Below are 12,058 nucleotides of genomic sequence, written 5' to 3' on the forward strand. Positions count from 1 at the left end.
GATTCCGGGTCCCGGGAGGGCGCCAATTCCCGATCAGTGTGAATACGCTTCGGGGGCGCGGCAAGAGGGGTCAGGGGAACTTTTTCGAAGCGCTTCGACTCTGGTCATGGAGAAAAGTCTGAAATCGCAGGGAAATGGCCTGCCGGGGATCGCAGTCCACTCGGCGCCGGGTCCCGTCGGGGAACGCGACCACCACGCTCCGGGGCTCCACCGACCGCAGCCGGGCGTGCGCCCGGCCCCGCTCCCACTCCAGGACGTCGACGATGAGCCCGCCCCGGCCGCGCAGCCCGGCCACCCGGCCCGCGGTCCACGTCCCCGGCAGGGCGGGCAGCAGGTCGGCGCGGCCCTCGGTGGAGCCCAGCAGCATCGCGGCGACGACCGCGGGCAGGCCGCCGCCGATGTCCACGTTGAACAGCTCTCCCCGGTTGTGGGTGGGGGTCAGGGTGGGCCGCCAGTAACGGGAGGCCAGCATCCCCAGCGCCGCGTGCGCCCGCGCCGCCTCCCCCAGGCGGGCCGCCGCCAGGCCGAGCTGGACCAGCCCGAACGCCATCTCGTCGGACTCCTCGCCCCGCCACCAGTCCAGGCGGGCGCGCACCGCCGCCGCGGCCGCCGCGCGCAGGCGGGGCGCGGCGAAGGCCGGGTCCGGCTCGTACCAGAGCGGGTACAGGTGGGAGGCGTGCCGGTGGGCGTGGTGCTCGGCCTGCTCCAGCGGCCCGGCGGGGCCCGCCCACTCGGCGAGCTCGCCGCCGGGCGCGACCCGGTAGGCGGGCAGCCGGGCGGCCAGGGCCGCCCACCGCCGCCCGCCCGGCCGGCCCAGGGCCCGGTGCGCGCGCATGAGGTTGCGGCACAGGTCGCGGACGGCGGCGACGTCCATGGTGGCGTTGACGCAGGCCTGGCCGTCGGCGTCGGCGGGGGTGTTCTCCGGCGAGTACGAGGGGACGAACCCGTCGGCGGTGAGGAAGTCCTCGTGGAACAGGGCCGCCTCGGTGAGGAACGGCAGTGCCCGGTCGCGCAGGAAGTCCCGGTCGCGGGTGTGGGCGTAGTGGTCCCAGTACAGCCGCCCCGCCCAGGCGGCCCCGGCGGTCCAGCAGGTCAGGCACCACACCGGGCCGAAGTGCTGGTGGCGCCCGGAGGTGGAGGCGTGCGCGGGCACCAGGACGCCCCGGCAGCCGTACAGGCGGCGGGCGTTCTCGCGCAGGTCGCCGAGCATGCCCTCCAGCAGGTCGAACACGGGGAGCATGAGCTCGGGGGTGCCGGTGGCGTGCAGGGCGGCCACGGCCGAGAACAGGTTGCCGTCGAAGGTGTACCCGGACCGCCAGGGCGGGTCGTAGGTGCCGCTCCACACCCCCTGGAGGGTGGGCGGCAGCCCGCCGCTGCTCGACACGATCGCGTACCGCCCGGCGTCCACCAGCCGGGCCAGGTGCGTCGGGGTGGTCCCCTCGCCGGGCGCCCCGTCCAGGTCGATCCGGAACCGGTCCATGAGGTCCCGGTGCGAGGCCGCACGGTGCGCCGCGGCTTCCTCGGGCGGGGCGGCGGGGAGGTCGACGGTGACGCGGACGACGATCTCCAGGCGTCGGACGCCGTGCAGGTGGAGGGCGTCGGGGGCGGGGCGGAGGGTGCCGCCGGTGGCGGTGAGGACGCACTCGACCGTGTAGCCGGTGGGGGCGGCGGGCGGGGCGCCGGGGGGACGGTCCGGGAAGCGGACGTGCAGGCGCAGCCGGTCCGGGGCCGCCGTGACTTCGGCGGCGAGCCGCACCGGCGGCTCCGGCGATCCCGGCGGCAGGGCCAGGCGCAGGGTTCCGTGCAGGCCGGCGGGCCGGACCAGTTCCACGGCCACCGTGCCGGTGGCCCGGGAGGCCACGGCGCGGTGGCGGGTCCCGTCCGGCAGGGTCTCGGTGACCACGCCGGTGGCGAAGTCGCACTCCCGCAGCGGGTCGCCCGGGGCGGGCGCGCGGGGGGCGAAGGTGAGCACGGCCGCCGGGACCAGCGGGTCGATCCAGCGTGTCCCGGCGTAGCCGGGGTCCTCGGCGGCGGCGAACGCGGCGACGCGTTCGGCCGCCTCCCGGGAGCGGCCCGCGAGCAGCAGGGCGCGCAGCTCCGGCAGGACACGCGCGGTCTCCGGGGCGGGCAGGGCGTCGGCGGCGGGCAGGAAGAGGCGTTCGTGCCCCAGGGTGAGGCGGACGAGACCGGCGGTGGAGTGGACCAGCGCGCCGACCCGCCCGTTGCCGGTGACCAGGGCGTCCTCCCAGGAGGACACCGGGTGGCGGGTGCGGACGCCGCGCGGGCGCGGCGTTCGGGCGTGGGACATGTCGCTCCCGGGAGGTGGGGGGTGCCAAGGGCGGAGGGTTGTCGCCATACTTCGTTCGTCCGCCCAACCTAAGGAGTCCCCCACATGGCCGCCCAGACCCCGCCGCATACCCCGCCCCTCCGGCAGTTGTGGTTCGGTGGCGACCACAACCCCGAGCAGTGGCCGGAGGAGACCGCCGCCGAGGACGTCGACCTCATGCGCCGGGCGGGCGTCAACCTGGTCACCGTCGGGGTGTTCGCGTGGTCGCGGCTGGAGCCGCGCGAGGGCGAGTACGACTTCGCGTGGCTGGACCGGGTGCTGGACCGGCTGCACGGGGCGGGCGTGCAGGTGGCGCTGGCCACCCCCACCGCGTCTCCGCCGCCGTGGTTCTCGCTGGCCCACCCCGACGCCCTGCCCGTGAACGCCGACGGGGTGCGGCTCACCCACGGCAGCCGCGACACCTACGACGTGTGCTCCCCCGAGTACCGGCGGGCGTCGGTGCGGATCGTGCGGGCGCTGGCCGGGCGCTACGCCCACCACCCGGCGCTGGCGATGTGGCACGTGCACAACGAGTACGGGACGTGGACCTACTCCGAGCACGGCGCCCGCGCGTTCCGGGACTGGCTGCGCCGCCGCCACGACACCCTGGACGCGCTGAACCGGGCGTGGACCACCGAGTTCTGGGGCCAGCGGTACGGCTCCTGGGACGAGGTGCTGCCGCCGCGGTCCACCCGGTACCTGGCCAACCCGGCGCACGTGCTGGACTTCCGCCGGTTCCTGTCGGACGAGATGCTCGACCACTTCCTGGACCAGCGGGACGTGCTGCGGGCGGCCTCCCCGGACGTCCCGGTCACCACCAATCTGGCGTTCGGCGACTGGGTGCCGGTGGACCCGTGGCGGTGGGCCGAGCACGTGGACCTGGTGTCGGTGGACGACTACCCGAGCCGGGCGGGGGAGGTCGGGGACGAGCAGACGGCGTTCGCGGGCGACCTGGCCCGCTCCTGGGCGGACCGGGTGCCCGGGGGCGGCCGCCCGTGGCTGCTGATGGAGCAGGCCGCCGGGGTGGTGTACGAGAAGGGGGTCATCCGGCCCAAGGCGCCCGGGGAGATCGCCCGGCACAGCCTGGCGCACGTGGCCCGGGGCTCGCAGGGGGCGATGTTCTTCCAGTGGCGGGCCTCGCGGGGCGGCGCCGAGCAGTGGTACTCGGGCATGGTGCCGCACGCCGGGCCGGACTCGCGGATCTTCCGGGAGGTGTGCGAGCTCGGCGACGTGCTGGGGCGCATCGCCGAGACGGCCGGGGCGGACGTGGTCGCCGACGCGGCCGTCGCCTGGGACCCGGAGAGCTGGTGGGCGATGCAGGCCACCACCCTGCCGTCGGACCGGGTCGACTACCTGGAGGCGGTGCGCCAGGTGCACCGGGTGCTGTGGAGGTCGGGGCGCACGGTGGACTTCGTGCGCCCGGACCGGGAGCTGCCGCGGGTTCCGCTGCTGGTGGTCCCGTCCCTGTACCTGCTGTCCGAACGCTGCGCCGAGCGCCTGGCCCGGTACACCGAGTACGGCGGAACGCTGGTGGTCACCTACCTGAGCGGTGTCGCCGACCCCACCGGGACGGTGCGCACCGGCGGCCACCCCGGCATGCTGCGCGACCTGTTGGGGGTGCGGGTGGAGGAGTTCCACCCGATGGCCGAGGGCGAGAAGGCCGGGGTGGACGTGGGGATGGTCCGCGAGGAGGTCACCCTGTGGAGCGAACACGTGCACCTGGAGGGCGCCGAGACGGTGGCGCCCTACGCGGGCGGGGTGCTGGACGGGCTGCCCGCGGTGACGCGGCGCCGGTACGGGGCCGGTGAGGCCTGGTACGTGTCCGCGCACCTCAACGACCGGGGGCTGGGCCGGGTGATCACGGAGGCCGCCGGGCAGGGCTCCTTCCCCGAGGAGGGCCTGGACGTGGTGCGCCGGGTGGGGCCGCGGGGCGCGTGGGTGTTCCTCACCAACCACGGGCACCGGCCGGTGCGGATCGACCCGGCCCGGCTGGGGCTGGGCGCGGGCGCGGTGGACCTGGTGTCCAAGGCGTCGGCCGAGGGGATGCAGCTGCCCGGAGGGGGTGTGGCGGTGTTGCGCGGTCACCCCGTTGACAATTAGTTGGGAGTCTAGACAAACTGGGGTTCCCGACCCCAGGAGGCTTCCCATGACCGCGTACCGACCGACGCCCGAGGACAGGTTCACCTTCGGGCTGTGGACCGTGGGCTGGCGCGGCGTCAACACCTTCGGCGACGCCGTGCGGCCCGAACTCGACCCCGTCGACGCGGTGCACAAGCTGGCGGAGCTGGGCGCGTACGGCATCACGTTCCACGACGACGACCTGATCCCGCCCGGCAGCGGCGCCGCCGAGCGCGAGGGGATCCTCAAGCGGTTCCGGGGCGCCCTGGACGAGACCGGGCTGGCCGTGCCCATGGTCACCACCAACCTGTTCACCCACCCGGTGTTCCGCGACGGCGGGTTCACCTCCAACAGCCGCGACGTGCGCCGCCACGCCATCCGCAAGGTCGTCCGCAACATCGACCTGGCGGCGTCCCTGGGCGCCACCACCTACGTGTGCTGGGGCGGCCAGGACGGCGCCGAGACCGAGGCGGGCAAGAACGACGCCGCCGCGCTGGACCGGCTGCGCGAGGCGTTCGACATCCTCTGCGGGTACGTGCGCGAACAGGGCTACGACCTGCGGTTCGCCATCGAGCCCAAGCCCAACGAGCCGCGCGGCGACGTGCTGCTGCCGACCGTGGGGCACGCGCTGGCGTTCATCAACTCGCTGGAGCACCCCGAGATGGTGGGGGTCAACCCGGAGGTCGGGCACGAGCAGATGGCCGGGCTGAACTTCGCGCACGGGGTCGCCCAGGCCCTGTGGGCGGGCAAGCTGTTCCACATCGACCTCAACGGGCAGCGCGGGGTCAAGTACGACCAGGACCTGCGGTTCGGGGCGGGCGACGTGAAGGAGGCGTTCTTCCTGGTCGACCTGCTGGAGAGCGCCGGGTACGCCGGGCCGCTGCACTTCGACTTCAAGCCGCCGCGCACCGAGGACATGAGCGGGGTGTGGGTGTCCGCCGAGGCGTGCATGCGCAACTACCTGATCCTCAAGGAGAAGGCCGCCGCGTTCCGCGCCGACCCCGAGGTGCGGCAGGCCCTGGAGGCGTCGCGGGTGCCGGAGCTGTCGGTGTCCACGCTGGGCGCGGGCGAGAGCCTGGCCGACCTGCTGGCCGAGGAGTTCGACGCGGACGCGGCCGGCGGGCGCGGCTACCACTTCGAGCGGCTGGACCAGCTCGCCCTGGAGCACCTGCTGGGCGTGCGCTGAGGCCGACGCCGGGACCGGGCGCGGGACCATGGGGGCCGCGTGGCCGGCCGCCGACCTCGGACGGGCGCTGCCGCGGGGTGCGCGCCGACCGGCGCGTGTGAACCGCCCCCGGAGGGCCGGCCGCTCGCCGTGGGCGGACCTGCCGCGGGGCGCGTCGGCACATGAACGTGGGCCGTCCCCGGGCGTGCCGCCGACCGCGGCGGGCGCCGAACGGGTCGTGCGCCCATACGCGTTCCCGGGTGCTTACCGGGGTCCGGGAACGACGACGGCCCCGCCGGGTGGTACCCGGCGGGGCCGTCCCCCGTTCATGCGGGGCGGTGCGGCGGTCGCCTCACGGCGTGGTGCACAACACGGCTCCGAGACCGCCCGAAGGCGCGGTATTCCGTGAAGGCTTCGAGTGGAGCCCGGGGGACACTTGCTACCGCACCGTCCCGCATCGGGTGCAACCAGGGACCCCCCGGGGAAATTCCTGGGGCGGCCCCTGTGGCGGTGCTCACGCCACGATCGGCACCTCGGCACCCTTCCTGACCAGCACCGGGACCCGGTCCAGCGGGGCGTCCAGGACGATCTCCGCACCGCCCGGGTGCGTCTCGCCGGTCCACGGGTCCGTCCAGTCCGCGCCCCGCGGCAGGTACACCCGGCGCGAGCGGGCGCCGTACTCGGTGACCGGGGCGACCAGCAGGTCCGGGCCGAACAGGAAGGCGTCGCCCTCCTCCCAGGCGCGCGGGTCGCCGGGGTGGTCCACGAACAGCGGGCGCATCGGCGGCAGCCCGCGTTCGTGGGCGACGCGCATCTGCTCCATGACGTAGGGGCGCAGCCGCTCGCGCAGGAGCAGCAGCTCCCGCAGCCGCCCGTACACCTCCTCGCCGTAGGACCACACCTCGTTGGGGCCGCCCGTCATCTCCGGGTACAGGGCGTGCGCGAAGGGCTCCCGGTACCCGTGCAGGCGCAGGAGGGGGCAGAACACCCCGTACTGGAACCACCGCACCAGCAGCTCCCGGTACTCCGGGTCGTCGTGGTCGCCGCCGTGGAAACCGCCGACGTCCGTGGTCCACCAGGGGATCCCCGACATCGCCACGTTCAGCCCGGCGCGGACCTGGGAGCGCAGGGACGCGAAGGTCGGGGCGATGTCCCCCGACCACAGGGCCGCCCCGTACCGCTGGGAGCCCGCCCAGGCCGAGCGGCACAGGGTGATGACCTCGTCCTCGCCCGCGGCGAGCATCCCCTCGTGGAAGGCGCGGGCGTGCTCGCGCGGGTAGAGGTTGCCGACCTCGGCCCCCGGGCCCGCGTGGTAGCGCAGGTTGCCGGGGTGGCCGGGCTTGAGCTCGGGCTCGCAGGCGTCCAGCCACCACACCCGGATGCCGAGGGAGTGGTAGTTCTCGCGGATCCGCTCCCACAGGTAGGCGCGGGCCTCCGGCTTGGTGGGGTCGTAGAAGGAGACCTGCACGTGGGCGTCCACGCCCTTGTCGGCCCAGTCGGCGTGCACCGGCGGGCCCTGCTCGGTGGCGACCAGGTGGCCGGCCGCCAGCATCGGCGCGTAGTTCTCGCTGAGCGGGCTCACCGACGGCCACACGGACACCATCAGCTCCACCCCCATCTCCCGCAGCTCCTTGACCATCGCCTCGGGGTCGGGCCACTCAGCCGGGTCGAACCGCCAGTCGCCCAGGTGGGTCCAGTGGAAGAAGTCCGCGACGATGACCGACAGCGGCAGGCCCCGGTCGCGGTAGCCGCGGGCGACCTCCAGCAGCTCCTCCTGGGTGCGGTAGCGCAGCTTGCACTGCCAGAACCCCGAGGCGAACTCCGGCAGCATCGGGGCGTGCCCGGTGGCGTCGGCGTAGCGTTCCAGGATGGCCGCCGGTTCGGGGGAGGCCGTGATCCAGTAGTCGATCTGGCGGGCGCTGTCGGCCGCCCACCGGGTGCCGTTGGCGGCGAACTCCACGCGGCCGATCGCCGGGCTGTTCCACAGCAGGCCGTAGCCGCGGGAGGAGACGACGAAGGGGACGGTGACCTCCGCGTTGCGCTGCACCAGGTCGACCACCGCGCCCTTGTGGTCGAACAGGCCGTGGGTGTGCTGGCCCAGGCCGTACAGGCGCTCGCCGTCGTAGGCCCGGAACCGCTGCTCGATCCGGTAGTAGCCGTTGCCGGTGGAGGAGTAGACACGCGGGCCCGGCCACCAGAAGTGGGCGCGCTCCTCGGCGAGCAGCTCCTCCGCGGGGGTCCCGTCCTCGACGCGCAGGAAGCAGAGCATCCCGTCGGCGTCGATCTCGGCGGCGATCGCGCCGTTGACCAGCACCGCCCGGTCCCCGTCCAGGGTCAGCCGCGGGCCGGGGGCGGTGGGGGCGGAGGTGCCAGTGGTGGGTGCGTCGAGAGCAGGGGAAGCAGGGGCGGCGGCGTCACCGGTGACGTTGGTGGCGGATATTGCGTCCGTGGAGGCAGAGGCGGGTGGCATGCCCGCGGAGGAGGTGGCGGATGCGGTGGCAGAGGCCGCGGGGGCGGTGGCGTCGCCGGTGACGGCGGTGGCAGATGCGACTGCGGGGCTAGAAGTGGCTGCTGTGGCGGGGGGATGGTCGAGGGCTCCGGGGAGGTCGTCGCGCAGGACGGACAGCCCGGCCTGGACGCGCAGGCCGTCGGCGCCCCAGGCACGGACCCGGACGACCTGGTGGCCGCCCCGCCACTCGACGCCGTCCTCGATCTCGTTGAACATGTCTCGTCCTTCCGGTCGGGGGGTGGGACCGCGCGGTCGGCGCGGTCACGATCGGTGGGTGGGTGTGCACCTGATAGTCGAAGCGCTTCGATAACGGATGCGGCGGAGCGGCAGGCGATCGACCCGGCGGCCCGGCGATCCGCAAGCGGATGAGCCATCCGCTTGTCGGGGCCGTTCTCGTATCCGGATAAGTTATCCGGTCAGCGGGTCCGCGCTCGCGCCCGGATAAGTTATCCGCTTGGTGGGGCCGTGCTCGCGCCCGGGATGATCCGTGGTTCCAGCAGGGTGACCTCGGCCCGATCCGGATCATCTATCCGGTCCATCAGCAGGGACACCGCGCGGGCGCCCAGTTCCTCGGCGGGCAGCTCCACCCGGGTCAGGTCCGGCACCTCCGGCGGCAGCGACCCCAGGGCCACCACCGAGAGCCGCGGCGGCACCCGGCCGTGTTCGGCGAAGGCGTCCAGCAGCGGGGCGAGCGAGGCCTCGTTGTGGACGATGAGGCCGCTGAGCAGCGGCCGGGTCCGGACCAGCCCGGCCGCCACCTCCCGGGCCCCGGCCGGGTCGCAGGGGTGGAAGGTGGCCCGCACACCGCGTTCGCGGGCGGCCGCCTCGAACCCGGCCAGGGTGCGCTCGGCGAACCCGGTGCGGCGTTCGTACACCGACGCGGGCTGGCCGACGAAGGCGATGTTCCGATGCCCCAGGTCGGCCAGGTGGTGCACGCAGGCGGCGCCCGCCGCCGCGAAGTCCAGGTCGACGCAGACCAGCCCCTCGGTGTCGGCCGGGACGCCGATGAGGACCGAGGGCAGGTCCAGGGAGCGCAGCACGGGGACGCGGGCGTCGTCGGTCTCCACGTCCATGACGACGACCCCGTCCACCATGGCGCTGCCGGCCACCCGGTGCAGGCCCGCCGGGCCCTCGCCCTGGGTGAGCAGGAGGACGTCGTGGTCGTGGGCGCGGGCGGCGGTGACCACCGAGACCGCGAACCGCATCGCGACGGGGACGTGGACGTCCTCGCGCAGGGGGACGACCAGGGCCAGCACGTTGCTGCGGCGGCTGGCCAGGGAGCGGGCGCCCGCGTGCGGGCGGTAGCCCAGGGCGTCGATGCTGTCGAGCACCCGGCGGCGGGTGGTCTCGGAGATCGAGCGTTTCCCGCTCAGGACATAGGAGACCGTGCTGGGCGACACACCGGCGTGCCGGGCCACATCGGAGATCCGCACGGTGCCGTCCCGTCCGTCGTCGAAGCGATTCGATGAGATGTTACGCACGACACCACCCTGGCGCAATGCCCGGTCCGGGCACCAGAGTGGAGACCCCTCCTCATGTGAAACCAGGGCGGTGGATCGGACGTCTACCAGGTCACGGGGAACACCGCCCCGGCCTCGCGACCGCTCCCCCACCCCGCTTCGGAAGGAAACCCGTGGGCGTCAATCCACTCTTCCTCGTCTTTCCCTTGCTCTCGCTGGTCCTGAGTCTGGCCGCCCTGGTCATCGGGTTCACGGCCCCCCACGGAAGGCGGGCGCTCACCTCCATCGGCGGCGGCCTGCTGCTGGTGGGCTCCGGGCTGGTCCTGGTGCTGATGTTCGGGAACGCGTCGATCTACGAGGCGGTGAGCGCGCTGAACGGCGGGCGGACCGGGAACATCGTGCTCGGTGTGATCCGGGGGGTCGCGGACTTCTTCTGGGCGGCCGGCCTGCTGCTCGTGGCCCTGGCGGCGACCCGCCGCCGACCGCGTCCGCGTGCGGTGCCGGCGGGGGCTCCCACTCACGCGGCCTACGGGGCTCCGCACGGCGCCCACCAGGGCGCGCCCCAGGCGGGTCCGCGGCGGCCGGGACCGCAGGGCGGGCCGGGGCACGGCGGCCCCGGATACGGCGGGCCCCGGCAGCCCGGACCCGGTCACCCCGGACCGCGTCCCCCGCACACCCCCCGCTGACCGCCCCCGAGACCCGGAGAGAACACGGACATGATCGGCCTCATCTCCACCTTCCTGTTCGGCTGCCTGCCGCCCATCGTGGTCGGCGCCATCGCCCTGATCCGCTCCTTCGGCGCCCCCTCCGGCAAGGGCGCGGCCGCCGCGGGCGGCGTCCTGCTGATCCTCTCGGGGCTGGTCGCGACCGGCTGGACGGTGTACCTCAAGTTCTTCCTGCTGCCCGACCCCCTGAACGACTTCGGCATCTACCCCGTCCGCCCGGGCCTCTTCGAGACGGTCACCCTCGGCGGCGGCGCGCTGGCGGCGGGCGGCCTGATCCTGCTGCTGGTCGCGGTGCTGAGCGCCCGCAAGTTCAACGACGGGCCCCAGGGCCCGACCCCCACCCCCGCCGCGGCGCCGCAGGGGCAGTGGCCCCCGCACGCCGCCCCTTCCCCGGAGGGACCCCGATGATCCAGTTCTCGAACGTCGTCCCGTTCGTCCTGCAACTGCTGTTCGACATCGTCCGCGTCGTGCTGGGCATCGCCGCACTGGCCGCGGCCTCCGGCCTGGGCCCCGGCCGCAAGGGCGCGGCGGCCACCGGCGGGATCCTGGTCCTGGTGTCCGGGATCCTGGGCGCCCTGTCCCATACGGTCCTGATGCTCGCCCCGGCCATGATGGCGGACATGTCGATGTCGCCCGGCGCCTACAGCAGTGTGCTGGGGCTGCTGTCCGGTGTGAGCGTCTTCGTGTTCGCCGGCGGCCTCCTGGCCCTGGTGCTCGCCGCGACGCGGGCACCGCAGCCGGGCCCCCACCCGACCCCCGGTCGCTAGGAGAGAGACGTGACCGACATGCCCCAAACCCAGCTCCTCTTCCCCGTCCTGATGAACCTGCTGATCTACGCGCTGCCGCCGGCCGTGATCGCGATCATCGCCCTGGCCCGCGCCGGTCGCGGAGCCGCACCCGGGCCGGTGCGCACAGCGGCCGTGCTGCTGCTGGCCGGGGCCCTGCTCACCGGTCTGGGCCAGGTGCTCTGGGCGGTGTTCATCGGCTCGATGCCCGAGGCCCTCATGGCGTACCAGGCCATCAGCCTGGTCCTGACCCTGCTCACCGGGCTGCTGTACTCCGTCGCCGTGCTGATGCTGGTCCTGGCGCTGTGGCGCGGCCGCGCCGCCGCCCGCCGGGGCCCGGCCCGCGGCGGGTACGGGGGGTACCGTGGCCACGGGGGCGCCGAGCCCGTGTACCACCACGGCTACTACGACCCCAGGCACCGCGACGACGACCACGGGAACCGGCCCGCCGCGGGCGGCGCCCCCGAGGCCCCGCACGCCTATGGGCAGCCGGGCGACCCCGGCGCGGCCCCCGCCTACGGCGCCCCGCACGGCTACGGCCGGGCAGGCGGCCCGGACGCAGCGCCTTTCCAGGGGTCCCACGATGCCCCGCCCGCGGACGGCCAGCCGGGCGACCCCGGCGCCGCGCCCTCCCAGGGCTCCTACGGCGCCCCGCACGCCTACGGCCGGACCGGCGGCCCGGACGCCGCGCCTTTCCAGGGGTCCCACGATGCCCCGCCCGCGGACGGCCGACCGGGCGACCCCGGCGCCGCGCCCTCGGGTCCCCAGGGAGCCCACGGGTCCCAGGACTCCCAGAGCCCTCCCGCCTCCTCGGGATCCACGGGCGGCGGGTTCTGGGGCGGCCTGTTCGGCGGCGGTGACTCCTCCGGTGGCGGCTGGGGCGGAAGCGACTCCGGCGGTGGCTGGGGCGGCGGGGACTCCGGTGGCGGAGGAGACAGCGGCGGCGGGGGCGGCGGCGACTGACCCGCCC

General features: G+C 74.8%; 9 protein-coding genes. 6 read left to right on the top strand and 3 right to left on the bottom strand.

The window, feature by feature from the left end; translation table 11 throughout:
* Positions 1-70 precede the first annotated feature (70 nt).
* The gene (locus ACJOT3_RS25745; protein WP_406975688.1) at positions 71-2,308 is read right to left on the bottom strand and encodes a glycosyl hydrolase family 95 catalytic domain-containing protein; all 2,238 of its coding nucleotides are present in this window, start codon (positions 2,306-2,308) and stop codon (positions 71-73) included.
* An 84-nt stretch (positions 2,309-2,392) separates the two neighbouring features.
* Between ACJOT3_RS25745 and ACJOT3_RS25750 the strand changes: the two genes are divergently transcribed.
* Positions 2,393-4,426 (top strand): beta-galactosidase, encoded by a 2,034-nt coding sequence (locus ACJOT3_RS25750; protein WP_406975689.1) that lies wholly within the window; start codon positions 2,393-2,395, stop codon positions 4,424-4,426.
* Between the two features lie 46 nt (positions 4,427-4,472).
* Positions 4,473-5,630 carry a xylose isomerase gene (gene xylA, locus ACJOT3_RS25755; RefSeq protein ID WP_406975690.1) on the top strand — a complete coding sequence of 386 codons (1,158 nt, stop codon included), beginning with the start codon at positions 4,473-4,475 and terminating at the stop codon, positions 5,628-5,630.
* Between the two features lie 493 nt (positions 5,631-6,123).
* Here xylA and ACJOT3_RS25760 read toward each other — a convergent pair whose 3' ends face one another.
* Together ACJOT3_RS25760 and ACJOT3_RS25765 are read right to left on the bottom strand one after the other, a co-directional pair.
* Positions 6,124-8,334, bottom strand: coding sequence for a TIM-barrel domain-containing protein (locus ACJOT3_RS25760; RefSeq protein WP_406975691.1), 2,211 nt, complete (start codon positions 8,332-8,334; stop codon positions 6,124-6,126).
* A gap of 230 nt (positions 8,335-8,564) precedes the next feature.
* Positions 8,565-9,551: a LacI family DNA-binding transcriptional regulator gene (locus tag ACJOT3_RS25765; protein WP_406975696.1), complete on the bottom strand. Its 987-nt coding sequence runs from the start codon at positions 9,549-9,551 to the stop codon at positions 8,565-8,567.
* Between the two features lie 200 nt (positions 9,552-9,751).
* On the opposite strand from ACJOT3_RS25765, the gene ACJOT3_RS25770 reads away from it, so the two are divergent.
* Genes ACJOT3_RS25770 through ACJOT3_RS25785 form a run of 4 tightly spaced genes read left to right on the top strand, consistent with a single transcriptional unit; the run spans position 9,752 to position 12,051 of the window.
* Complete coding sequence (locus ACJOT3_RS25770; RefSeq protein WP_406975692.1) at positions 9,752-10,264, top strand: hypothetical protein; 513 nt, start codon at positions 9,752-9,754, stop codon at positions 10,262-10,264.
* A gap of 30 nt (positions 10,265-10,294) precedes the next feature.
* Positions 10,295-10,711 (top strand): hypothetical protein, encoded by a 417-nt coding sequence (locus ACJOT3_RS25775; protein WP_406975693.1) that lies wholly within the window; start codon positions 10,295-10,297, stop codon positions 10,709-10,711.
* Positions 10,708-11,070 (top strand): hypothetical protein, encoded by a 363-nt coding sequence (locus ACJOT3_RS25780; protein ID WP_406975694.1) that lies wholly within the window; start codon positions 10,708-10,710, stop codon positions 11,068-11,070. The genes ACJOT3_RS25775 and ACJOT3_RS25780 overlap by 4 nt, the downstream gene beginning before the upstream one ends.
* A 9-nt stretch (positions 11,071-11,079) precedes the next feature.
* Complete coding sequence (locus ACJOT3_RS25785) at positions 11,080-12,051, top strand: hypothetical protein (protein WP_406975695.1); 972 nt, start codon at positions 11,080-11,082, stop codon at positions 12,049-12,051.
* Positions 12,052-12,058: the final 7 nt, after the last annotated feature.

This window comes from Nocardiopsis protaetiae, from assembly GCF_045446735.1.
GTDB classification, from domain to species: Bacteria; Actinomycetota; Actinomycetes; order Streptosporangiales; family Streptosporangiaceae; genus Nocardiopsis; species Nocardiopsis protaetiae.